The 24045-nt window shown below is 63.8% G+C and carries 24 protein-coding genes; 8 read left to right on the forward strand and 16 right to left on the reverse strand.

The genetic code is table 11. The features are described from left to right. Window positions 1-40 precede the first annotated feature (40 nt). On the reverse strand, window positions 41-685 hold the full coding sequence (gene maiA / locus ACYVNQ_RS24370) for a maleylacetoacetate isomerase (RefSeq protein WP_460905403.1): 645 nt from the start codon (window positions 683-685) through the stop codon (window positions 41-43). A gap of 28 nt (window positions 686-713) precedes the next feature. After that, entirely contained in the window at window positions 714-1412 is a 699-nt protein-coding gene (locus ACYVNQ_RS24375; protein ID WP_460905405.1) for a fumarylacetoacetate hydrolase family protein, read from the reverse strand. Window positions 1413-1903: 491 nt separating this feature from the next. On the opposite strand from ACYVNQ_RS24375, the gene ybiB reads away from it, so the two are divergent. The 3 genes from ybiB (at window position 1904) to leuA (ending at window position 5064) form a co-directional block, all read left to right on the forward strand. Further along, the gene (gene ybiB / locus ACYVNQ_RS24380) at window positions 1904-2884 is read left to right on the forward strand and encodes a DNA-binding protein YbiB (protein ID WP_460905407.1); all 981 of its coding nucleotides are present in this window, start codon (window positions 1904-1906) and stop codon (window positions 2882-2884) included. 326 nt (window positions 2885-3210) lie between these two features. Further along, complete coding sequence (locus ACYVNQ_RS24385; RefSeq protein ID WP_460905409.1) at window positions 3211-3387, forward strand: hypothetical protein; 177 nt, start codon at window positions 3211-3213, stop codon at window positions 3385-3387. Between the two features lie 18 nt (window positions 3388-3405). Continuing rightward, window positions 3406-5064 (forward strand): 2-isopropylmalate synthase, encoded by a 1659-nt coding sequence (gene leuA / locus ACYVNQ_RS24390; protein ID WP_460905411.1) that lies wholly within the window; start codon window positions 3406-3408, stop codon window positions 5062-5064. A 153-nt stretch (window positions 5065-5217) separates the two neighbouring features. Here leuA and ACYVNQ_RS24395 read toward each other — a convergent pair whose 3' ends face one another. Next, window positions 5218-5601, reverse strand: a complete 384-nt coding sequence (locus ACYVNQ_RS24395; RefSeq protein WP_460905414.1) for a nuclear transport factor 2 family protein — start codon at window positions 5599-5601, stop codon at window positions 5218-5220. 45 nt (window positions 5602-5646) lie between these two features. After that, window positions 5647-6210: an acyloxyacyl hydrolase gene (locus ACYVNQ_RS24400; protein ID WP_460905417.1), complete on the reverse strand. Its 564-nt coding sequence runs from the start codon at window positions 6208-6210 to the stop codon at window positions 5647-5649. A gap of 354 nt (window positions 6211-6564) precedes the next feature. On the opposite strand from ACYVNQ_RS24400, the gene rpoH reads away from it, so the two are divergent. From rpoH to cydX, 5 genes are all read left to right on the forward strand, one after another. After that, window positions 6565-7500, forward strand: coding sequence for an RNA polymerase sigma factor RpoH (gene rpoH / locus ACYVNQ_RS24405; RefSeq protein ID WP_460905419.1), 936 nt, complete (start codon window positions 6565-6567; stop codon window positions 7498-7500). 333 nt (window positions 7501-7833) lie between these two features. Next, entirely contained in the window at window positions 7834-8094 is a 261-nt protein-coding gene (cydP, locus tag ACYVNQ_RS24410; RefSeq protein WP_460905421.1) for a cytochrome oxidase putative small subunit CydP, read from the forward strand. Window positions 8095-8099: 5 nt separating this feature from the next. Then, on the forward strand, window positions 8100-9689 hold the full coding sequence (locus tag ACYVNQ_RS24415; protein WP_460905423.1) for a cytochrome ubiquinol oxidase subunit I: 1590 nt from the start codon (window positions 8100-8102) through the stop codon (window positions 9687-9689). A 35-nt stretch (window positions 9690-9724) separates the two neighbouring features. Continuing rightward, the gene (gene cydB, locus ACYVNQ_RS24420) at window positions 9725-10861 is read left to right on the forward strand and encodes a cytochrome d ubiquinol oxidase subunit II (RefSeq protein WP_460905425.1); all 1137 of its coding nucleotides are present in this window, start codon (window positions 9725-9727) and stop codon (window positions 10859-10861) included. A gap of 54 nt (window positions 10862-10915) precedes the next feature. Next, window positions 10916-11038, forward strand: coding sequence for a cytochrome bd-I oxidase subunit CydX (gene cydX / locus ACYVNQ_RS24425; RefSeq protein ID WP_460905427.1), 123 nt, complete (start codon window positions 10916-10918; stop codon window positions 11036-11038). A 19-nt stretch (window positions 11039-11057) separates the two neighbouring features. On the opposite strand, the gene ACYVNQ_RS24430 is transcribed toward cydX, so the two are convergent. The 12 genes from ACYVNQ_RS24430 to ACYVNQ_RS24485 all read right to left on the reverse strand — a co-directional run bounded on the left by ACYVNQ_RS24430 (window position 11058) and on the right by ACYVNQ_RS24485 (window position 23803). Further along, window positions 11058-12302, reverse strand: a complete 1245-nt coding sequence (locus ACYVNQ_RS24430; RefSeq protein WP_460905429.1) for an MFS transporter — start codon at window positions 12300-12302, stop codon at window positions 11058-11060. Next, complete coding sequence (gene arsH / locus ACYVNQ_RS24435) at window positions 12289-13053, reverse strand: arsenical resistance protein ArsH (RefSeq protein WP_460905431.1); 765 nt, start codon at window positions 13051-13053, stop codon at window positions 12289-12291. The genes ACYVNQ_RS24430 and arsH overlap by 14 nt, the downstream gene beginning before the upstream one ends. Then, window positions 13050-13475, reverse strand: a complete 426-nt coding sequence (gene arsC / locus ACYVNQ_RS24440) for an arsenate reductase (glutaredoxin) (protein ID WP_460905434.1) — start codon at window positions 13473-13475, stop codon at window positions 13050-13052. The genes arsH and arsC overlap by 4 nt, the downstream gene beginning before the upstream one ends. Window position 13476: 1 nt before the next feature. Then, window positions 13477-14556, reverse strand: coding sequence for an ACR3 family arsenite efflux transporter (arsB, locus tag ACYVNQ_RS24445; protein WP_460906075.1), 1080 nt, complete (start codon window positions 14554-14556; stop codon window positions 13477-13479). Further along, on the reverse strand, window positions 14543-15064 hold the full coding sequence (locus tag ACYVNQ_RS24450) for an arsenate reductase ArsC (RefSeq protein WP_460905436.1): 522 nt from the start codon (window positions 15062-15064) through the stop codon (window positions 14543-14545). Before ACYVNQ_RS24450 ends, arsB begins: the two co-directional genes overlap by 14 nt. Then, window positions 15061-15519, reverse strand: coding sequence for an ArsI/CadI family heavy metal resistance metalloenzyme (locus ACYVNQ_RS24455; RefSeq protein WP_460905438.1), 459 nt, complete (start codon window positions 15517-15519; stop codon window positions 15061-15063). The genes ACYVNQ_RS24450 and ACYVNQ_RS24455 overlap by 4 nt, the downstream gene beginning before the upstream one ends. Continuing rightward, a complete protein-coding gene (locus tag ACYVNQ_RS24460; RefSeq protein ID WP_460905441.1) occupies window positions 15516-15848 on the reverse strand; it encodes an ArsR/SmtB family transcription factor in 333 nt (110 codons plus the stop codon). The genes ACYVNQ_RS24455 and ACYVNQ_RS24460 overlap by 4 nt, the downstream gene beginning before the upstream one ends. A gap of 335 nt (window positions 15849-16183) precedes the next feature. Then, entirely contained in the window at window positions 16184-18022 is a 1839-nt protein-coding gene (gene nagE / locus ACYVNQ_RS24465; RefSeq protein WP_460905444.1) for an N-acetylglucosamine-specific PTS transporter subunit IIBC, read from the reverse strand. A 123-nt stretch (window positions 18023-18145) separates the two neighbouring features. Then, the gene (ptsP, locus tag ACYVNQ_RS24470; protein WP_460905447.1) at window positions 18146-20845 is read right to left on the reverse strand and encodes a phosphoenolpyruvate--protein phosphotransferase; all 2700 of its coding nucleotides are present in this window, start codon (window positions 20843-20845) and stop codon (window positions 18146-18148) included. A gap of 40 nt (window positions 20846-20885) precedes the next feature. Further along, complete coding sequence (locus tag ACYVNQ_RS24475) at window positions 20886-21893, reverse strand: SIS domain-containing protein (RefSeq protein ID WP_460906077.1); 1008 nt, start codon at window positions 21891-21893, stop codon at window positions 20886-20888. Then, window positions 21886-22989 carry an N-acetylglucosamine-6-phosphate deacetylase gene (gene nagA / locus ACYVNQ_RS24480; protein WP_460905450.1) on the reverse strand — a complete coding sequence of 368 codons (1104 nt, stop codon included), beginning with the start codon at window positions 22987-22989 and terminating at the stop codon, window positions 21886-21888. Before nagA ends, ACYVNQ_RS24475 begins: the two co-directional genes overlap by 8 nt. Before the next feature lie 79 nt (window positions 22990-23068). After that, on the reverse strand, window positions 23069-23803 hold the full coding sequence (locus ACYVNQ_RS24485) for a GntR family transcriptional regulator (protein ID WP_460905453.1): 735 nt from the start codon (window positions 23801-23803) through the stop codon (window positions 23069-23071). Between the last annotated feature and the right edge of the window lie 242 nt (window positions 23804-24045).

Consider the following 24045-nt stretch of genomic DNA (forward strand, 5'->3'; position numbering starts at 1 on the left):
CATCACGGCACGGCAGCGCTCCGCCGCATGCTTCGCGCTATCACTCGGCATCGGGCTGCGCGCCCGGCGCCGCGTTCGCAAACGCCGGCAGTTGCATCGCATGTTGGTAAATGCGCTGGAGCGTCGGATACGCGCTCATATCCACCTCGAAGCGCAGCGCATTGAACACCTGCGGCGCAAGACACACATCCGCGAAGGTCGGCATATCGGCAAAGCAAAACGTACCGGCGCGGCCCTCGGCATTCAGATGCTCTTCGAGCGCCGCAAAGCCCGAGCGGATCCAGTGCTGGTACCACTCGTTCTTCGCCTCCTCACTGACGCCGATCGTGTGCTTCAGATACTTCAGCACGCGCAGATTGTTCAGCGGGTGAATGTCGCAAGCCAGCTGCAGCGCGATACCACGCACATATGCGCGATCGCCCGGCGCGGCCGGCAACAGCGGCGGTTGCGGATACGTTTCCTCCAGATACTCGAGCATCGCCAGCGACTGTTGCAGCGTGTCGCCGTCGTCGATCAGTGTCGGCACCACCGCGTCGTGATTGAGCTGCCGATACTCCGGCTTGAACTGCTCGCCGCCGCTGCGCAACAGATGCACCGGCACGTAGTCGTACGGCAAGCCCTTCAGGTTCAGCGCAATGCGCACGCGATACGAAGCCGAACTGCGAAAGTAGCTGTAAAGCTTCATTGTTGTGTCTCCTCCCCCGCCAGCAACATCAGACGACGCGCACGTTGAACTCGTCGAGTCCGTCGACACCGCCCTTCATCAGATCGCCCTTTGCCACCGCGCCGACACCTTCCGGCGTACCGGTGAAAATCAGGTCGCCCGGCTGCAGTTCGAACAGCGTCGACAGATACGCGATCGTCTCGGCCACCGACCAGATCAGTTGCGACACGTCGGAGCGCTGCTTCTCTGCGCCGTTCACCGACAACCAGATCGCGCCCTTGCCGACATGACCGACCTTCGACACCGGATGGATCGGCCCGAGCGGTGCCGAATAATCGAAGCCTTTGGCGGTATCCCACGGACGGCCGAGCTTCTTCGCTTCGGCCTGCAGGTCGCGGCGCGTCATGTCGAGACCGAGCGCGTAGCCATACACGTGATCGAGCGCGCTTTCGACGGAGATATCCTTACCGGGCTTGCCGATCGCCGCGACCATTTCCATTTCGAAATGCATGTTGCTGGTCTGCGACGGGTACGGCAGTTCGCCGGTTGCGCCGGGCGCTACGTACAGCACCGCGTCGGCAGGCTTGCAGAAGAAGAACGGCGGTTCACGGTTCGGATCGTGGCCCATCTCGCGCGCGTGCGCTTCGTAGTTGCGGCCGACACAGTAGATGCGGCGCACCGCGAATTGATCGCTCGTGCCGACCACCGGCACACCGACGACTGCCGGCGGCGTAAAGACGTAACCCATTCCGTTCTCTCCGTATTCAATTTGAAAGCCGCGAGTGCGGCGGCTGAACCATGCAAAAGTGCGAGTGTAACGCGCTGAATTGACGCATGCGCGGGCTTTGCGGCTTGTTGGGTGCGGAACGCGTTACCGCGGATTGTGCTGGCGGGGTGTGGCGTGTGGCGTGTGGCGTGTGGCGTGTGGCGTGTGGCGTGCGGCGTGCGGCGTGTGGCGTGCGGCGTGCGGCGTGCGGCGTGCGGCGTGCGCGGCGTGCGGCGTGCGCGGCACGCGGCCTACGCGTTACGGCCTGCGGTCCTGTGGCAAGCGGCAAGCGGCAAGCGGCAAGCGGCAAGCGGCGCGTTGTAGCGCGAGCGGGCAAGCCGGGGCGGCGCGTCGTGCGATACTCGGCCTATTCCGATGCGCCGAACGCGGTGCGGCTGTTCGTGCAGAACACGCGCAGCACACACCACCATTTCGGCCGACACTACCCGCAGTACCTCAATCGATTGCGCGAAATGAACGATTCCGCCGACACCTCCGTTACCCCTTTCCCGTGCGCCCGCTTCATCAAGGAAATCGGCCGTGGCCCGCACGGTGCCCGCGCGCTGCCCCCGGAGGACACGCGTGAGCTCTACACCGCGATGCTCGACGGCCGCGTCTCGGACCTCGAACTCGGCGCGGTGCTACTTGCCTATCGTTTGAAAGGCGAGTCGGCCGACGAGCTCGCCGCGATGCTCAGTGCCGCGCACGCTTCGTTCAAGCCGCTCACCGTTGCAACCGGCAACGGCGCGCCGGGCGCAGTGTCGATTCCGAGCTACAACGGCTCACGCAAGCAACCGAACCTCGTGCCGTTGCTCGCCCTGCTGCTCGCCCGCGAAGGCGTACCGGTGCTGGTCCACGGCGTCACCGAAGATCCGGGCCGCGTGACGAGCGCCGAAATCTTCGCGCATCTGCAGGTCGCCGCTGCGCAAACGCATGGCGACATCGAAGCATCGCTCGCCACGCAACGGGTCGCTTTCGCGCCGCTCGCGACGCTCGCGCCAAAGCTCGCGCGCTTGCTCGCGCTGCGCCGCCGGATGGGCGTGCGCAACTCCACACACACACTGGTCAAGATTCTGCAGCCGTTCGCGCCGCCGGCGCTGCGGCTCGTCAACTACACGCATCCGCCGTATCGCGACAGCCTGACGCAGTTGTTCGTCGCGCATCCCGAGGCCGCGGCAGGTGGCGCGCTGCTCGCGCGCGGCACCGAAGGCGAAGCAGTGGCCGATACGCGCCGCCAGGTGCAGGTCGACTGGCTGCATGACGGCGTGTGCGACACGCTGGTCGCGCCCGAGCACTCATCGGCGGATGCGCCGCCGGTCGAATTGCCCGAAGGCCGCGAAGCCGCCACCACCGCCGCGTGGATTGCGCAGGTTCTGCGCGGCGCGGCGCCGGTGCCCGCGGCAATCGCCCGCCAGGTCGAATTGATCGTCGATATCGCGAAGAAGACCGCCTGACGCGGCCCGGGCGGCCGGCAGCGCGCCTCTGACGCACTCCGCCGGCTGCCCGACGGTTGACAGACTCGCACAGGCTGGCATACATTGCGCAGATGCGTTCCTTTCCGAACACCCTCCGAATTACCCTCGGTCGCCTAGCGCGGCCTCTATCGCTACGTCTAGCGTAAGCAAGGCGTAGCGCCGCTCGCGTCGGGTCCCAGCCTGGCAAACGTGCGGTCCTCCCAGCAGTTCCCGCAGCTCCGTTTCACCCCAAACCGTAGTTCCTTCACCACCTGTAGTCGTCTGTGCTCGTCCGTTTACCGCTCGGATGAGTCTGCGAGGGTCACATGCACGTTGCTTGGGCAGCAAACCTGATCGTTACCGGCGTCATCATCGCCATGACGTTCTTCTTTCGCGCCCGTTCGTTGTTGCCGCTAGCGCCGGTGCGCATCACCGGTACGCGGCACGTGCATGCGTGGCATCACGCCAGCCGCTCGACGCCACACCCCTTTGCATACGACTAAACGAACGAGGCTTACATCATGTTGCGCACCCCTGCTGAGAAATACCGACCGTTTCCCGCCGTCCGCCTGACCGGCCGCCGATGGCCCAGCCGCACGATCGAGCACGCGCCGATCTGGATGAACACCGACTTGCGCGACGGCAACCAGTCGCTGATCGAGCCGATGAACATCGCGCAGAAGCTCGAATTCTTCGAGATGCTCGTCGCGATCGGCTTCAAGGAAATCGAAGTCGGATTTCCGTCCGCCTCGCAGACCGACTTCGATTTCGTTCGCAAGCTGATCGACGAACAGCGCATCCCCGACGACGTCACCATCGAAGTGCTCGTGCAGTCGCGTGAAGATCTGATCGCGCGCACTTTCGATGCGCTCGAAGGCGTGCCGCGCGCGATCGTGCATCTGTACAACGCGATTGCGCCGTCGTTCCGCAAGATCGTGTTCAACCAGACGCAAGAGCAGGTGAAGGCGCTCGCAGTCGAAGGCACGCGGATGATCCGCGCCTATGCCGATGCGCGGCCGCAGACGCGCTGGACGTATCAGTACTCGCCCGAGACGTTCAGCATGACCGAGTTGCCGTTCGCGCGCGAAGTCTGCGACGCGGTCGCGCAAACGTGGCGTCCAACGCGCGATCACAAGATGATCGTCAACCTGCCGGCCACCGTCGAAGCGGCCACGCCCAACGTCTATGCAGACCAGATCGAATGGATGGACCGCAACCTCGGCTATCGCGATTGCATCGTGTTGTCAGTGCACCCGCATAACGATCGCGGCACCGCGGTGGCGGCCGCCGAACTCGCGCTGATGGCCGGCGCCGACCGCATCGAAGGCTGTCTGTTTGGTAACGGCGAGCGCACCGGCAACGTCGATCTCGTCACGCTCGCGTTGAACCTTTATACGCAAGGCATCGACCCGGGCCTCGATTTCTCCGACGTCGATGCGGTCCGCCGCGTAGTCGAGCGCTGCAACCAGATTCCGGTGCATCCGCGCCATCCGTATGCGGGCGACCTCGTCCACACGGCGTTCTCCGGCTCGCATCAGGATGCGATCCGCAAGGGCCTCGCGCAGCAGGCGCCGGACGCGCTCTGGGAAGTCCCCTACTTGCCGATCGACCCAGCCGACATCGGCCGCAGCTACGACGCCGTGATCCGCGTGAACAGCCAGTCGGGCAAGGGCGGCGCGACCTATCTGCTCGAACGCGGTCTTGGCTTTGCGCCGCCGCGCCGCGTGCAGATCGAGTTCAGCCACGCGGTCCAGGCGCTCGCCGATCAATCTGGCGCCGAGGTGAGCGCGGATGCGATCTGTGCGCTGTTCGCGCGCGAGTACTTCGAAGTTGAGGGGCCGGCACGGCGCGTCGATGCGAACACGGCGCGCTGGGAAGGCCGCGAAGTGCGCGTCGCCGCTGCCCGGCCGGACGGCGCGAACGGCCACGAAACCTACGCTCAGGCATTTGCCGATGAAATCGCGCGCGTGTCGTCGCAGCGTATCGAGATCACGTCGTGCGAGACCGTGCGCGCCGGCGATGGACGTATTGCGGTGTTCGTCGGCTGTCGTGTCGGCGACGAGGCGCTGCGCTACGGCGCCGGTGTCGCAGCCGACGCGGCGACGGCAGTGGTCGAGGCGGTCGTCAGCGGATTGAACCGGTCCGTCTGGCCGACACTCGAGCGCAAGGTCGCAGCGTGAGTGCCAACTGGGCACAACCGCAGGAATGAAAACGTAAGGAAAAAGCAGAAGACGCGGCAGGCAATGCACGTTGCACGCGGGCAGTCCCGATCGGACGGCCCGCGGGAACCAACGCCTACGAGGCGAATCCGACAGGAATGAAAGCCATCGCCATCATTCCAGCGCGCAACGGGTTGCCTGCCATGCGATCAGCCGCCACTGCCCTTCTTCCTGCGCCTGAATCGCCGTGTACGCAATCGGAAACAGCAACGCGCCGTTGTTCGCTTCCATCTCGATCAGCGCGCGGCCTGTCACCACACAGGTCTCGCGCCCGACCGGCAGCACATCCTGCGACTGGATCTCGATCTGGCGATAGCGGCGGCGCCCGGCGGTGATCGCGTCGATGAATTGCTGCTTGGTCTCGCGCTTGCCGTTCGTATGGACGTAGATCACGTTATCCGACAGCAGCGCGTCGAGCTGCGGCCCGTTGCCATCGACCATTGCACGAAAGCGCTCGCGTTCCAGCCCGCGAATCGCATCGATCACTTTTGCGGCCATCGCATTCGCCCCCTTCTCTACCAGAGCCGAAAGCGGCCGCGGTCGTCAGAAGTTGTACTGCACGTAGATTTGCTGGAAATTTATACCAGGATTCGGCTCTTTGATACTAGCGTTCGATTCGTGCTGAAAACGATAGCCGACCTGATACTGCTGCCGGTTGCCGAACGCCGCGCCCACGCCGACCATGTCCGCGAACTGGAACGCCGAGCTCAGCGTATAGCCGTCCGAGATGCGCGGGTGCGTAATCAGCCGCACGCCGACGCCCGCTTCGATATACGGCCGGATCAAACCGCTGCCCTTGATGAAGCGGAACACCGGCGTCACGCCGAACTCGCCGATGTTGTCGTGGCGGTTGCCCTCATCGGTATGCCACCACGCAGCGTGCGCTTCGCCGACCAGCGAGAAGTGCCAGTCTCCGATATACCACCAGGTGAGGTTGGGGTCCCAGACGAACCCAAGATCGCCTTTGCGAACGTGGTGGTCTGCGAGACCGCCTGCTAACTGAACGCCGAACTGGTCGGCGCTTGCCATGCCGGAAATGCCGAGGAAACTTGCAGCACAGATGCTTTTTAGTGTCAGGTCACGCAAAAACGCTTTCTTTTTGTTCATCGGATGCCCTGGATTGGCAGGTTGAACGTTGAGCCGGGGGAAGAATGACGATTTTAGAGATAAGAGAAGCCATCAGACCCTCTAAAAACATGTCAGCCGTCGCAATTACTTCCCTCTAATAGTGAAAAAATCATGTGCGCGGAAATACCTGACGCGCATTGGGGCTAAATCGTACTCTGCTGGGGAACATTACGCAGAAACGGTACAATGCTATCGAAACATGAATTTTGATAGCAACTCGGGAACTTGGAAGACCCTACAGGTTCTAAGAATTAGCACTCGGTATTTGAGAGTGCTAACATCCACAGACGCCGTTCCGAACGGCGTTTTGTCTGACCCAAAGGAGTACGCTACGTGAGCAACACAATGACCCTCCCGAATATTCTCAGCCCGTCGTCGGCTAAGGCCGCTTCGGCAGGTGCACTGGCGCTCTCGCACGCTTCGCTTCTGCCCGGACAGCTGGGCAACATCGACGCCTACATCCAGGCCGTCAATCGGATTCCGATGCTGACGCCGGCAGAAGAGCGGCAGTTCGCCACGGAGTTTCGCGAGCAGAACAATCTCGAATCGGCGCGTCGTCTGGTGCTGTCGCACTTACGGCTGGTGGTGTCGATCGCGCGCAACTATCTCGGCTATGGTTTGCCGCACGCCGACCTGATTCAGGAAGGCAACATCGGCCTGATGAAGGCAGTGAAACGCTTCGACCCGGAGCAGAACGTCCGCCTCGTGTCGTATGCGATGCACTGGATCAAGGCGGAAATTCACGAATACATCCTGCGCAACTGGCGCATGGTGAAGGTCGCGACCACGAAGGCGCAGCGCAAGCTGTTCTTCAATCTGCGTAGCCACAAGCAGACGCTCGCGGCGTTCACACCGGACGAAATCGAAGGCCTCGCGAAAGAGCTGAACGTGAAGCGCGAAGAAGTGGCCGAAATGGAAACGCGTCTGTCCGGCGGCGATATCGCGCTGGAAGGCCAGGTGGAGGACGGCGAAGAGTCGTACGCGCCGATCGCCTATCTGGCCGATTCGCACAGCGAGCCGACTGCCGTGCTGGCCGCACGTCAGCGCGACAAGTTGCATAGTGACGGGATTGCCAGTGCGCTCGAATCGCTGGACGCGCGCAGCCGCCGCATCATCGAGGCACGCTGGCTGCAAGTCGCGGATGACGGCTCGGGTGGTTCGACGCTGCATGAACTGGCCGACGAATTCGGCGTGTCGGCCGAACGCATCCGCCAGATCGAAGCAAGTGCGATGAAGAAAATGCGCGGCGCGCTGGCTGAATACGCGTAACGCATCAGCGCCGGACACCTTCCGGCACATTGACCGAAGTGTGCAGTGAGCATCGAATGAAGCCCTGCCGTCGCAAGACGGCAGGGCTTTTTTATCGCCTGCGAGCTCGACGGCGGCATTCGGCTGCGTTCTGCGACGTTGCGTTTCCTTGACGTATCGCAAGCCGCGTCACAATACTTGAGTCACCTGTCCCTCTTCGCGACCCATTGCCGCAGCGCGGCACGCGCATTGCGGCAAGCCCGCTCCTAGAATCGTTATGCATTCGCCGACGCCCTTTCACAGGGCCGGCAACTGGCCGGAAGCCTGGCGATCTCACGTTGCCAACAACCGAACATGACCATAACGCTGAATCATAGGAATCCTTTTCGTGCCGCGTGCATCAAGTGCGTCGCACGCATCGTCAGATGGGCCCGCGGCCCGACCTTCGGGCGCGACATCGCGCTCGTCCTCGCGATCAAATTCGTGCTGCTGATCGCGCTCAAGCTCGCCTTCTTCAATCATCCGCAGGCGCAGCATATGTCGCTGCCACCCGCCCAGGTCGCTCAGGCACTGCTGTCGGTGCCGGCATCGAATCCATCAGAAGTCAGAAGGTGATCACCATGCCCACTAGCGACGTCGTCGACCTCTCGCGTCTGCAGTTCGCCATCACGGCGCTCTACCACTTCCTGTTCGTGCCGCTCACGCTTGGGCTGTCATGGCTGCTCGTCATCATGGAGTCGGTCTACGTGATGACCGGCAAGCAGATCTACAAGGACATGACCCAGTTCTGGGGCAAGCTGTTCGGCATCAACTTCGCAATGGGCGTGACCACCGGCCTCACGCTCGAATTTCAGTTCGGGACCAACTGGTCGTATTACTCGCATTACGTCGGCGATATCTTTGGCGTGCCGCTTGCCGTCGAAGGGCTGATGGCGTTTTTCCTCGAATCGACCTTCGTCGGGCTGTTCTTCTTCGGCTGGAGCCGGCTCTCGCGTGTGCAGCATCTCGTCGTCACGTTTCTCGTCGCGCTTGGTTCGAACCTTTCGGCGTTGTGGATTCTGGTCGCCAATGGCTGGATGAACAATCCGGTCGGCGCGGAATTCAACTACGAGACGATGCGCATGGAGCTCGCGAACCTGTCCGACGTGCTGTTCAACCCTGTCGCGCAGGTGAAGTTCGTACATACGGTGTCCGCGGGTTATGTCACGGCATCGATGTTCGTGCTCGGCGTGTCGTCGTGGTATCTGCTCAAGCGCCGCGACATCGAGTTTGCGCTGCGATCGTTTGCGATTGCGGCGGGCTTCGGTCTTGCCTCGACGCTCTGTGTGATCGTACTCGGCGATGAATCCGGCTATCGCACCGGCGAAGTCCAGCAGGTCAAGCTCGCCGCCATCGAATCCGAATGGGAAACCGCGCCGGCGCCCGCGCCGTTCACGATCATCGGTATTCCGAACCAGCAGGAAGAGCGCACCGACTACGCGATCCGCATTCCATACCTGCTTGGCATCATCGCGACACGCACGCTAGACGAGCCGGTAGTCGGTCTGAAAGAGTTGATGGCACGCTACGAGGGCCGCATCAAAAACGGCATGACCGCGTACGGCGCGCTGCAAAAACTGAAACAGGGCGACACCAGCGATGCCGTGCGCGCCACCTTCGACGCCCATAGGCAGGACCTCGGCTACGGCCTGCTGCTCAAGCAGTTCACGCCGAACGTGACCGACGCATCCCCCGAGCAGATCAAACAGGCCGCGAAGAAGACGATCCCACCGGTCGCGCCGGTGTTCTTCTCGTTCCGGCTGATGGTGGGCCTCGGCATCCTGTTCCTCGCGACCTTCGTGCTGGCGTTCTGGTTCTGCGCGCAACGCTCGCTGCTGCTGCAAAGCCGCCGCTGGTTCCTGCGCTGGGCCGTATGGGCGATCCCGCTGCCGTGGCTGGCCGCCGAGTTCGGCTGGATCGTCGCCGAAGTGGGCCGCCAGCCGTGGACCATCGCCGGCATTCTGCCGACCTCGCTGTCCGCATCGAGCCTCACTGCCGGCGATCTGTATCTGAGCCTCGCGGGCTTCGTCGTGTTCTACACCGTGCTTTTCATCATCGAGATCATGCTGATGTTCAAGTACGCGCGGCTCGGGCCGTCGTCGCTGCACACCGGGCGATATCACCACGAACTGCCGCCGCAACAGCAAGCGAGCGCGCCGACTACCGCCTGATACGCGACGCCCCACCGCTTACGGAAAAAACCATCATGGACTACGCAACTCTCAAACTGATCTGGTGGGTGCTGATCGGCGCGCTGCTGCTCGGCTTCGCGCTGACCGACGGCTTCGACATGGGCGCCGCGATCCTGCTGCCGTTCATCGGCAAGACGGACAGCGAACGGCGCATTGTCGTCAATACGGTCGGCGCGACGTGGGAAGGCAACCAGGTCTGGCTGGTCACGGCCGGCGGCGCGATGTTCGCCGCATGGCCGCTGGTCTATGCCGCATCGTTCTCGGGGTTCTACTTCGCGATGCTGCTGGTGCTGTTCGCGTTGTTCTTCCGGCCGGTCGGCTTCGACTACCGCGGCAAGCGCGAACACCCCGGCTGGCGCAGCGCGTGGGACTGGGCACTGTTCGCCGGCGGCTTCGTGCCGGCGCTGGTGTTCGGCATCGCGTTCGGCAATCTGCTGCAGGGCGTGCCGTTCGCATTCGATCAGGATTTACGCGTCACGTATCACGGCAGTTTCTTTGCGTTGCTCAATCCGTTCGCGCTGCTGTGTGGGCTTGTCAGCGTGTCGATGCTGGCTGCGCACGGCGCCGCGTTCGTGCGGATGAAAACCGATGGCGTGGTCGCCGGCCGCGCGGCGCGGGCGCTGCGCGTCACGGCGCTGGTCGCGTTCGTGCTGTTTCTGATCGCCGGTGTGCTGATCGCGACGGTAATCGGCGGATATCAGATCGTCGATGCCGCGCCGCTCGACGCCGTATCGAATCCGCTTCTCAAAAGCGTGACCGGCGCACCGGGCTTGTGGCTGACGAACTACGACACGTATCCATGGATGATCGCAGCGCCCGTCGCTGGCCTCGCCGGTGCGTTGCTCGCGGCACTGCTTGCGACCTCGCGCTTCGAAATCTGCGCGTTTCTCGCGACCTCGCTGATGGTGATCGGCGTGATTCTGACGGCGGGTTTCTCGATGTTCCCGTTCCTCATGCCGTCGTCGCTGGATGGTCGCAGCAGCCTGACGCTATGGGATTCGACCTCGAGCCGCATGACGCTGCAAATCATGCTGATCGCCGTGCTCATTTTCCTGCCGATCGTGCTCATCTATACGAGCTGGGTGTATCGCGTGATGCGCGGCAAGGTCACGGCGGAAGCGCTCGAAAAGAACAGCCATTCGATGTACTGACGCGTGCAGCAGCGCGTCGCAGTCTATTTCAAACCGCACTACCGGGAGCACATGATGTGGTATTTCAGCTGGATTCTTGGCATCGGTGTCGCGCTTGCTTTCGGCATCGTCAATGCGTTGTGGCTCGAAGCGGGCGGCGCGTCTGAGGTGTCCGATGCGTCAAAAGCGAAGCAATAACGGCTGACGCAAAACTGAATCAGCCGCGGCTCATCGACACGCAACGCTGATCACCTGCATCGCGCGACAAGCGCATCGCCACCACAAACGCAGCGGCAGACACAACGGACACAACCAGAACGGTCCACTCGACCGGCACATAGTTGTGTCCCGTTGCCCAGATCGCCGCAGCGGAGATCGGTGCGATGCCCTTGGCGATGTTCGACGGCATCGAAAGCAGACCGCTCACCGCGCCATAGCCTTCGGTCCACATCACGTCTTGCACGATGGTGCCGCGCAAGATGGTCATCATTCCGTTTGCACCGCCATAGACGATCGCAAACAGAATCAGCAAGGCGCCCGATGTGCCGGCAAACATCAGCACCACGACCGATGCAGGAAACGCTGTCGTAATCACGATGCCCATCGTCGATGGCCGAACCGTGCGGCCGATCGTGAACCAGAGGATCCGCGCAAGCACCTGCGCGGGCCCGATGACCGCCATCGTCGCAACGATCAGCGAAGGCGCGACGTGGCGCGCAGCCATCAGCGGCACCAGATGGAAGGTCAATGCGGCGAAGGTTGCATAGTAGGCGGTGAAGCAGGCGGCGAGCGCCCAGAAGGTCGGCGTCCGGAGTGCGCGCTGGGTGGCCGCGGCGTTCACCGCCTTGGTCGCGCTGCGTTCCTCCTGATGTCCAGCATGGCGCCGGTCGCGACCGATCGCCAGCGCATTGAACGGCAGGCAAATCGCCAGATTGATCGAAGCAAGCGCCAATAACGCTTCGCGCCAGCCAAGCATGTCGACAAGGCTATGCGTAAGCGGAATGAAGACGGTGCTGGCAAACCCGCCAACCAAGGTGATCAGCGTGATCCGCTTGCGAAAGCTGTCTGGAAAATTGCGCGTGACGATAGCGAATACGGGATCGTAGAGCGTCGCGGCCATCGCCACGCCGAGGCCGGTCCAGGCGACGAACAGCGTGACGAGGCTATGTGCCTGCGACCACAGGACGAGCATGGCCGAGGCGAGCACAGCGCCGGCGCACATCACCTTGCGCCCGTGGCCGTGATCGATCCAGATGCCGATCGGCCATGCGGCAACGCCCGACACCAGCAACCCGACCGACAGCGCCGCGTCGGTGGCCGTGCGGCTCCATCCCATCGTACTTTCCATCGGCACGACAAAGAGCGAAAACGCGTAGTAGACCGCGCCCCACGAAACCAGCTGCGCCGCTGCTAGTGTCCACGTCTGAAGCTGACCGTGGAAGATGCCATCATTCTGTTTCATCTTCGTCTGCATCGACACTGGCGGTCATCCCGGTGTTCATCGCAGCCGCAGCGAGTGCCGTTGCCACAACCGGATTCGCTTCTTTCCGCTCGCTATACCGGTCGGTCAGATAGTCTGACCGGTCCCGTATGAGCAGCGTGAACTTGAACAGTTCCTCCATCACATCCACTACCCGATCGTAGTATGCCGATGGCTTCATGCGTCCATGTGCATCGAATTCCTGATAGGCCTTCGCAACCGACGACTGGTTGGGAATCGTCACCATCCTCATCCAGCGCCCCAGAATGCGCAGCGAGTTGACCGCATTGAACGATTGCGATCCGCCGCACACCTGCATCACCGCGAGCGTACGACCCTGGGTGGGGCGCACCCCTTTGCTCTCGAGTGGCAGCCAGTCGATCTGGTTCTTGAAAACCGCCGTCAGGTTGCCATGGCGTTCGGGACTGCACCACACCTGCCCTTCCGACCACTCCGACAGCTTGCGCAGCTCAACGACCTTTGCATGATCAGCTGCTTCACTATCAGCAAGCGGCAGCCCGTGAGGATCGAATACGCGCGTCTGCGCACCGAGATGCTTCAGGATTCTTTCCGCTTCCAGCGTGAGCAACCGGCTATACGACGTCGGCCGCAGCGAACCATAGAGCAGCAGAATGCGCGGAGCGTGATGTGAAACCGTCGAAGGTTCGAGCTTGCGAAGATCGGGCGGATCGAGGTGCGCAAAGCTGATGTTCGGCAATTCCGGCGTTGTCATTGGCTGATCCTGCGTCCATCGGCATCGACGACCCGCTCGCCATCCTCTTTCGTAAATGCGCGTTGCTGCCTCTCCGGCAGAATGTCCAGCACCATCTCAGATGGCCGACATAGTCGAACGCCGAGAGGCGTCACGACGAAAGGACGATTGATCAGGATCGGATGCGAGAGCATCGCATCAAGCAACTGCTCGTCAGTCAGGGCTTCATCCTGCAAACCCAGTTCGGCGTAAGGCGTCCCTTTCTCACGTAGCGCCGCACGCACGGTCAGCCCGGCACTGGCAATCAGCTGCCTGAGAGTCGCCTTGTCCGGCGGGTGGCCCAGATACTCGACTACCTTGGGTTCCAAGCCTGCATTCCGGATCATCGCGAGTGTGTTGCGCGAGGTTCCACATGCAGGGTTGTGATAAATCGTGACGCTCATCCTATTTGCTCCTGCGGCCTGTGGCCGCTTCGTACCATGGCTGCGAGCGGTTTACCACGCCAACCACCAACAACATGACCGGCACTTCGATCAGTACCCCGACCACCGTTGCCAGCGCCGCGCCGGAATGAAAACCGAACAGGCTGATCGCAGTGGCCACGGCCAGTTCGAAGAAGTTGCTGGCGCCGATCAGACTCGATGGCCCCGCAACGCAATGGGCGACGCCGAGACGGCGATTCAGCACATAGGCAAGACCGGAATTGACGAACACCTGGATCAGGATCGGCACCGCGAGCATCGCGATAACCAGTGGTTCCTTGACGATGGCCTGCCCCTGAAAAGCGAACAGCAGTACGAGCGTGGCGAGAAGCGCGCTGATCGAATACGGACCTAGGCGAGCCACGGCTTTCCTGAAGTTCGCTTCTCCCGCGCCCAGTAGGCGTCGCCTCAACAGCTGCGCGATGATCACCGGGACCACGATATACAGTCCCACCGAGATGATCAGCGTATCCCATGGCACCGTAATCGCCGAGAGGCCGAGCAGAAGCGCGACGAGCGGCGCAAAAGCCACGATCATGATCGAGTCGTTGAGCGCAACCTGCGACAGAGTGAAGTAGGGGTCCCCCTTGCAGAGCTGCGACCAGACGAAGACCATCGCCGTGCAAGGCGCCGCGGCCAGCAGAATGAGGCCGGCGATGTAGCTGTCGAGCTGTTCAGCCGGCAGCCAGCTGGCAAACACGTGCCGGATAAAGATCCACCCAAGCAGCGCCATCGAGAACGGTTTGACCAGCCAGTTGACAAATAGCGTCACACCGATTCCACGCCACTGGCTCCTGACCTGGCTCATGGCCGCGAAATCGATCTTGACCAGCATCGGGATGATCATCACCCAGATCAGCACGCCGACGGGCAGGTTGACGTGCGCGACCTCCATCCGCCCGATCATCTGAAACAGCTGCGGCAAAGCCTCACCACAGAGGATGCCGCCTACGATGCAAAGCCCGACCCAGACCGTCAGATACCGCTCGAAAAAGCCTATCGCCGGCGCTGCGCCGGCGCTCGCTACGTTACCGCTGCTCATGTGATTCCTCTGTCGGCCGCTCACCGATCGCACGCATCTCGCGCTGGATCGCGTTGCTGTCCAGACCATGCAGAGGCAGAGCCACAAACTGGCTGACCCGATTCAATATCTGGCGATAGACCTTGCTAAAGACCTTCCGCTTGTCCTCGTCGCTGCCCTCGAAAGCGGCCGGGTCTTCAAAACCCCAGTGAGCCGTCATCGGCTTGCCCGGCCAGATCGGACAAACTTCACCCGCGGCCTGATCGCACACCGTGATGACGAAATCCATCTGCGGCGCACCTGGCGCCGCAAATTCGTCCCAGCTCTTACTGCGCAGCCGCGACGTGTCATAACCAAGCGCGTCGCATCGCTCGAGCGCGAACGGATTGACCGCGCCCGACGGATGGCTGCCGGCGCTGTATGCGTGGAATCTGCCTTTGCCAAGCACATTGAACAGTGCCTCGGCCATGACGCTGCGCGCGCTATTGCCCGTACACAGGATCAGGACCGACCACGTTTTCTCGCTCACGCGCGGCTCCCGAATGCGACAACGGATTCAACGGGTGCGCAACATGCGGCGCTTGTCTGCATCGGCTCACGCGACTCGCCGTAGACAGGCGCCGATTCCAGCGTGCGAAACGTCTCCCACGCAACGCCTTGCGGATCGACAGTCCATGCCTTGTCCGACTTCGCGTAACAGCACGTGGTGCCGGTCTGTATTTGCACCGGTTGCCGCGCCGCGGTGAAGCGCGCATTCATTTCGGCCAACTCCGCCTCCGTCTCGACCTGTATGCCCACGTGGTCGATTCCCCGTATGGAGCCGCCGCGCTGCGAAATCGCAAAATTGACGGGCGGATCGGTCAATTCCCACTTGCAGTAGTCGTCCTTCACAACTGTCGGTTTCGCGTCCGCAAACATTGCGCTGTAGAACCGGATGCTGTCGCTCAGATTGTCGACCGACACATGGATGTGCATGCGCTTCATGCTTTTTCTCCACAACAAGACGGCGGGTTGTCTGTTGCGCACGGCGCACCTGCGCAGCAGTTTTCTGTCAGAAAAGCGATGAGGCCATTCATCGCGTCGAAATTGGCGGTGTAGATGACGAAGCGTCCTTCCTGGCGCGGCTTGACGAGCTCGGCGTGGGACAGATCCTTCAGGTGAAACGACAGGCTCGACGGCGCGAGGCCGAGTTGCTGGGCGATGTCGCCCGCGGCCATGCCCTCTGGACCGGCAACGACCAGTGCACGAAAGATCGCGAGGCGCGATTCATGAGCGAGCGCACCGAGTGCGCGTACGACGAGGTTTGAGTCCATGGTCGGCACGATACATCAATCATTTCAACATTTCAACGATTGTCGAAATGTTAGTGAAAAGCTGTGCCGGATGCGCCTGCGGCTGATCGCAGCGGCGCTTCGATGTTGACGATGGATTTGCCCGAGGGCGAAAGCGAAAGCGGTGAGAGGCCCTGCAGGTTCATATAAGTGCAAGCCGACAGGGCAACCGGAAAAAACGGCGACCGGCGTGAAGGGACAGGCGAGCGGATCGCCAGCATCTATAACGAAACGGCGGAAATCTTCTTCCGCCGTCTCTTAACCGGGCGTGAACCGGCCGCTAACGCGAGCCGCTTACGCCACCGCTATCCAGCCACTCAAGCCGGCTGCGCCGCCGCCCCGCCGATGGCCGGCAAACGGGTCGCCAGTTGCTGCGCGTAGCGCGGCGCCGCCTGACCGACCACCACATGGAACGTATCGATCGCCACCCACGCGACGTTCAGCGTGCCCAGGCGCGCGCGATCGATTGCCGACGGATCGCGCACGGCGATGCGCAGCCGTGTTGCGGCAACCGCTTCGAGCGACACGATGTTAGTGGCACCGCCGAACACTGCGAGCCAGCGCAGCGGATCCGGATCGAGCGGCCCAGCCACCGCACCCGCAGCAGCGGACGCGACCGCCGCCGTCGTGGCCGATGCCACAGCAAACGATTCCGCCGCCGAAGACGAAGCCGCCGCAGCCACCGCCGCTGCCGCACCGGCTTGCGCGCTGCCTTGACCGTGATCGCCCTGATCGATTGCCGAGCGGATTTCATCGGCGATGAGGTCGGCTTCCGGCCCGATGATGACCTGCACGTTAGTCGCGCCGCGCTTCAACACGCCGCGCACGCCAATCGCTTTCAGCGCGGGCTCCGACACCTTGCCGGCGTCGCGCACCGACAGACGCAGACGCGTCGTGCATGCGTCGACCAGCGTCAGGTTGTCCGCGCCGCCGAGCGCCGCGATATAGCGCAGTGCGCGAGGCGCAGCAGCAGCCACCGCCACCGGCGCGGTCAACCCATCAGCCGCAACCGGCCCGGCCACAGCTTGCGGGGCTTCGCCGCTATCGGCCTCGCGGCCCGGCGTCGCCATGTTGAACTTGCGAATAAAGAAGCGGAACAGGCCGTAGTAGACGACCGCGTAGATCAAACCGATCGGAATCGCTTCCCAGCCCTTGGTCGACAGACCGTAATTCAGCGCATAGTCGATCGCGCCGGCCGAAAACGAAAACCCGAGATGGATCCCGAGCGCCGAGCAGATCGCCAGCGCAAGCCCCGTCAACACCGCGTGAATCGCATACAGCACCGGCGCGAGGAACATGAAGGTGAACTCGATCGGCTCGGTGACGCCGGTCAGGAACGACGTCAGCGCCATCGAGAACAGCAGGCCGCCGACCATCGCGCGCCGTTCTTTCGGTGCCTCATGAAACATCGCGAGGCAAGCTGCCGGCAGCCCGAACATCATCACCGGGAAGAAGCCGGTCATGAAGGTGCCCGCCGTCGGATCGCCCGCGAAGAAGCGATGCAGGTCGCCGGTCACCGCCGCGCCGTTGGCCGGCGTGAACGTGCCGAACACGAACCACGCGAGCGAGTTCAGCACGTGATGCAGGCCGGTGACGAGCAGCAACCGGTTCAGCAAGCCGAACACGAATGCGCCGAACGCGCCCGCGGTGGTCAGCCAGTGCCCGGCCAGATCGATCACATGCTGGATCGGCGCCCACGCGTAACCGAACACCACGCCCAGCACCAGGCACGTCACCCCGGTGACAATCGGCACGAAGCGCTTGCCGCCGAAAAACGCGAGGTAATCGGGCAGCTTGATGTCCTTGTACCGGTTGTACAGCATCCCGGCCACGATCCCCGCGACGATCCCCGACAGCACGCCCATGTTCAGCTTGTCGTCGATGTCCTTCATCACCGCGATTTCGACCAGATAGCCGATCGCACCGGCCAGCGCAGCCACACCGTTGTTGTCTTTCGCGAAGCCGACCGCGACGCCGATTGCGAACAGCAGCGGCAGGTTCTCGAAGATCGCGCCGCCCGCATCGGCGATCAGCTTGATGTTGAACACATCCGGCTGACCCAGACGCAGCAGCAGTCCGGCCACCGGCAGCACCGCGATCGGCAGCATAAGTGCGCGGCCGAGGCGCTGTATTTTCAGAAAGGGGTTTCCATCCATTGCTCACTCCACTCCGGTTTCTTTTTTCATTGCGACGTCAGCAAGACGTCCACGCTGATCGATGTTGTTGTTATGCCGCGGCGGCGCCCCAAACCTTGCAGCACGCGGCTGATTCACTTGCACTTAGTCCAGCGGCCACAGGTCCCGGCTTGCGGCGCGCACCGCTTGCGCCGAATCGAGCGCCAGCGCGTCCTGCGCCCGCTGACGGCACAGCCGGTAGTCGAGCTTGCGCACGCGCGCCTTGATGGCCGGCACCGAACCCGGATCGACCGACAGCTCCGTCACGCCGAGCCCGACCAGCAGCGGCACGGCAAGCGGGTCACCCGCGAGCGCGCCACACACGCCGATCCACTTGCCGTGCCGCTGCGCGCCCTGCACTGCCACGTCGATCAGACGCAGCACGGCCGGATGCAGGCCGTCCGCCTGCGCGGCGAGGTCGGGCTGGCAGCGGTCCATCGCGAGCGTGTACTGGGTCAGATCGTTGGTGCCGATCGACAGGAAGTCCGCGTGCTTCGCCAGTTGGTCGGCAAGCAGCGCCGCCGACGGCACTTCGATCATCACGCCCACTTCGATCGGCGCGGTGCGGCCCATTTCGCGCGCGAGTGCGTCGATCTGCGCGCGCAGACGCACCAGCTCGCCGGCGTCCGTCACCATCGGCAACAGGATGCGCACGGCACCCGCCGGCTGCACGGCGAGCAGGCCGCGCAGCTGGTCCTCGAGCAGATCCGGGCGCACCTGGGCTAAGCGGATGCCGCGCAGGCCGAGCGCCGGATTGGGTTCGGGCGGCAGCGTCAGATAGTCGACTTCCTTGTCGGCGCCGACGTCGAGCGTGCGGATGATCGCGCTGCGACCGCCCAACGCTTCGACGATCGCCTGATAACTGCGCCGATGTTCGTCGACGCTCGGCGCCGCCGCGCGGTGGATGAACAGCAGTTCGGTACGCAGCAGGCCGACCGCGTCGGCGCCGTTGTCGACGGCGGTGCGGGCGTCATCGAGTGTCGCGATGTTGGCCGCCACTTCGATCGCGCGGCCATCGACGGTCGCCGCCGCGGCGTGTGACGTGCGGCGATTCGTTTCGCGCACACCCGCGAGGCGCCGGCATTCGTTGCGCGCGCGTTCGACGTCGTGCGCGCCCGGTGCGTATTCGAACCGGCCGTTGCTCGCATCGACCACGACTTCGGTGTGTTCGGCGATCCGCCGCAGCGCGTCGCCGACCGCGACCAGCGCCGGAATGCCCAGTTGCCGCGCGATGATCGCCGCATGCGAGGTCGCGCCGCCGCGTGCCATCACCAGCGCGGTGACGCGTGTGCGGTCGAGCGACGACAGGTCGGACGGCGTGAATTCTTCAGCGGCCAGCACTGCCTCGGCGGGCAGCTCGCGCGCCGCCGTGTTCGCATAGCCGAGCGCGCGCAGCACGCGCTTGCCGATATCGCGCAGATCGGCGGCACGCTCGGCGAGCAACGCATCGTCGAGCTGGCTGAGCACGACGATCTGCGCGCGGATCGCTTCGCGCCACGCGAAGCCGGCGCTCTTGCCAAGGCTGATCAGGTCGCGCGCGTTGTCGAGCAGCGTCGGGTCTTCGAGCAGCACGCGATGCACGGCGAAGATACCGGCCGCGCCTACCGCGCCGCGTTGCGACGCATCGCGCACGGTAGTGTTGAGTTCTGCGTCGACAGCCGCGATCGCCTGATCGAGACGGCGGCTTTCCTGCGCAAGCGTGCCTTGCGCGAGCTCGGGCGGCACGATCTCTGCGTCGTCCCAATGCACCAGCTTGCCGACCGCGATGCCGGGCGCCGCGCACACGCCGGTGAGCGTGTTCGGCGCGGGTGTAGCGGCGGCGGTGGCCGTGCTCGCTGCGCCAGCGCTAGCGCCGGACGCGCTTGCAGGCACGCCTGCGGCCGCGCTTGTAGCCACGCTCGTAGCCACGCTTGTGGCCGCTCCCGCAGCCGCGGCTACAGCCTGCGGCGCCGACGCGAGCGGGCGTGCCGGTTTGTCTTCGCTCTCGCCATGCACATCGCGCAGCAATTCACGTGCAACCGATTCCACCGCCTCGGCGGCTTGCGAACCCATGCCGAGAATCTCGACCGTCGCCCCCTGCGCTGCGCCAAGCCCCAGCATGCCGACCACGCTTTCCACCGCGGCCTTACGCCCGTTGAAGCGCACTTCGACGCGTGCATCGAGCCCGCGCACGGCTTCACGCACGCGCGCCGCGGGCCGCGCATGCAGGCCCCCGGCGTGCGCCAGCGTCACCTGCCTGCGCACCTCTTCAAGCACGACGCTGGTCTGGCGCGCGGCTGCGACCAGCTCGCCGTTGCGCGCCCGCAGCACCAGCAGCGGTGTTTCGCCAGCCGTGAGGCCGCCGGCACCGCTGCGCTCGACAATCTCGAACGCATCCGAATTGGCGATTGCGACCACCGACACGAGGCTCGGCGCCGTGCGCGCGACGATATCCTGATCGAACTCGATCAGCACGTCGCCAGCGCGCACCTGCGCGCCCTGCTCGACCATCGGCGCAAAGCCTTTGCCATCGAGCTCGACGGTATCGATACCGATATGCAGCAGCACTTGCGCACCTTCGGCAGTCACCAGCGTCAGCGCGTGACCGGTGCGCGCCAGATGCGCGACCACGCCGTCGCACGGCGCGACCAGCCGGCCTTCGAGCGGATCGACGCCGATGCCGTCGCCGAACATGCCACCGGAAAAAACCGGGTCGGGCACGTCGGCGAGCATCACCGCCGGACCGGTCAACGGCGAGAACAACAGGATGTGATCTTCAGGACGCTTTACAGCGTGCGTTACAGCTTGATTCGCCGCACGGTTCATTTAAATGGACTCCTCGACATGTCTCCTCCAGGCACTCGGATCAGTGCGTTTCGGTGACTTTATGCAGATGGCGCGGCGCATCGGGATTGCGTCCGCGAGCGGCGGCGAGGCCGGCAGCCATCACGTAGAACGAAAGGATTGCAGCGATCGGATCGAGCGCCGCGTTAGCGGTCGACACGAGCGGCAGCGACGCGTGTTCGACACCGTCCGGCGCCGCCAGCAACACCCGCGCGCCGCGCGCGCGCATGTCGCGCGCGAGCTGCAGCAAACCGGCTTGTTCGGGTCCGGGCATCGCAAACACCAGCAGCGGGTAATCGCGGTCGATCAGCTCCATCGGGCCGTGCCGCACTTCGGCGCTCGAAAACGCTTCGGCCTGAATGCCCGAGGTTTCCTTCAGCTTCAGCGCAGCTTCCTGGGCGATCGCAAGGCCGAGCCCGCGGCCGATCACGATCATCCGGTCGACGTTGCGCAGCTCTTCGATCGCCGGCGACCAGTCGAGCTGCCCCGCGCGCTCGAGCGCGTCGGGCAGCGCCTGCAGCGCGTCGAGCAGCATGTCGTCGCGCTGCCAGCGCGCGACCAGCTGCGCGGAAACCGACAGCATCGCGATATAGCTTTTGGTAGCGGCTACGCTCAGTTCCGGGCCGGCCGCGAGCGGCAGATGCCATTCGCACACGTCGGCGAGCGGCGACTGTGGCGCATTCACCGCCGCCACGGTCAACGCGCCCGCGTCGCGCAACGCGGCCATCGTGCCGACCAGATCCGGGCTCTTGCCCGATTGCGAGAACGCCAGCGCGAGCTGGTCGCGCACCCGCAGCGGCGCCTGCTGCAGCGTCGCGACCGACATCGGCAGCGACGCGACCGGCAGGCCGAGACGGCTCATCGTCAGGCTCGCGAAATAGCTCGCTGCGTGATCCGAGCTGCCGCGTGCGACGGTCAGCGCGACATCGCGCGGTCGCGCCGCGAGTCGTGCCGCCAGCGCGGCAACGCGCGATGGATCGGCCAGTTGCGCTGCGACCGCTTCCGCGGACGCTAGCGCCTCATCAAGCATATTCGACAATCGATTCTCCTTCGACGTAAGTCGCGCTCAGCACCAGGTCCCGCTCGAACACCACCAGGTCGGCCCACGCGCCACGTGCAATGCGGCCGCGGTCTTCGATGCCGAGATAATCGGCGGCGTGACGCGACAGACGGTTTGAAACATCGGCCATCGGCAGGCCGAGCGAACACAGGTTGCGCAGCGCCTGATCCATCGTCAGCGTGCTGCCGGCGAGCGTGCCGTCGGCCAGACGCACGCCGCCCAGACATTTGGTGACGTGCTGGCTGCCGAGGCGATACTCGCCGTCCGGCATGCCGGTGGCCGAGGTGCTGTCGGTCACCACGTACAGACGCGGAATCGCGCGCATCGCGGCGCGGATCGCGCCCGGATGGACGTGCAGCAGGTCGGGAATGATCTCCGCGTACTCAGCGTGCGCAAGCGCCGCGCCGACCATGCCGGGATTGCGGTGATGCAGCGGCGACATCGCGTTGAACAGATGCGTGAAACTGCGCGCGCCGTGTTTCATCGCGGCCACCGCGTCGTCGTAAGTGCCGAGCGAGTGGCCGAGCTGCACGCGCACGCCGCGCGCCGCGATCTCGGAGATGATGTCCATGTGGCCCGAAATTTCCGGTGCGATCGTCACCACCCGGATCGGCCCGAGCTCGAGGTAGCGCAGCACCTCGTCGAGCACCGCGGAGACGGCGGCGTCCGGCTGCGCGCCGAGCTTGCCCGGATTGATGTACGGTCCTTCGAGATGCACGCCGAGCACGCGCGAGCCGCCCGGCGTACGGTTGCGCGCCGCGTCGCCAAGCCCGGCGACCACGCTCATCAGCTGGTCGCGCGGTGCGGTCATGGTGGTCGCGAGCAGGCTGGTGGTGCCGTGCCGTGCGTGCGTGCGCGTGATTGCCTCGATCGCATTGCCTGCTTCCATCACGTCGGCGCCGCCGCCGCCATGCACGTGCAGATCGATGAAGCCAGGCAGGATGTACGGCGCGTCGTTCGACGACGGATCGGCCACATGCCCCTTCAGTTCCGTGATGCGGCCATTCTCGAATTCGAGCGTGCCGTAGATCCACCCATCGGTGGTGAGTATGTTTCCGGTCAGCATGAGTCTCTCTGGAAGCTTTGATGCAATGCGTGACTGAGCTCGCCGCGGGTTGTTCCGCCGCGGCGGCAGATTTAAGGGCTTACAGGCGCAACTCGGCGACGAAGTCGTAGTAGTCGTCGCGACAGTAGGTATCGGTCAATTCGATCGCCCGCTGGTCCGCGCTGTAGCCGACGCGGGTGATCAGCAGCAAGGCGGAGCGCGGTTCGAGGTCCATCAGTTCGGCGATCTCACTCGATGCGTTGACCGCGCGAAAATGCTGCAGCGCGCGCACCACGGCCACGCCACGCCGGTCGAGATAGCTGTACAGCGACGCGTCGATCGCTTGCGGGTCGGGCACGATCGAAGTGGGCAGCGACGAATGCTCGACCGCCATCACGATGCCGTCCGCGCGACGCAGCCGTCGCAGACTCGCAACCGGCGCGCCTGGCGACAAACCCAGATGCACCACCTCGTCGCGATTCGCGAGGCGCACCTCGCGCTCGAGCCACACCGAATCCGGACGAAAACCGCGCTGCTCCATCTTTTTCGTGAAGCCGGTGAGCCGCGACAACGGGTCTTCGACGCGCGGCGTGATGAAGCTGCGCGCACCCGGCGCGCGGCGAATCAGACCTTGCTCGACCAGCAGCGTGATCGCCTTGCGCGCGGTGACGCGCGATACGCCGATCGCATCCGACAGCGTGCGCTCGGACGGCAGCGCTTCGCCGGCCGACCACACGCCACAATGAATCGCGGTGGCCAGATTGCGCGCGAGCTGCAGATAGAGCGGCGTCAGATTCCGCGCATCGGGCATCAGGGCGGACCAGCGAGTTTCCATGGATGAACGGAATGGACGGTGGAGAGTGGGCGTTAAAACTGGAGCCCATTATATAACCACAATAATACCAGTCAACGAACTGGTATCGATCTGGTTGATATGCCGCAAAGCCTTTCTGATAAAGGATCGCAGCGAATAAGACGGCTCTCAATGCACTCTGCGAAGAGACCAGGATATTCCCGTACTAGAGACCAGTTCCGATACCAGCGCTCCATTCCTCAGAAGAAAAATATTTCGTCAGA

It is taken from the genome of Paraburkholderia jirisanensis, from assembly GCF_054782355.1.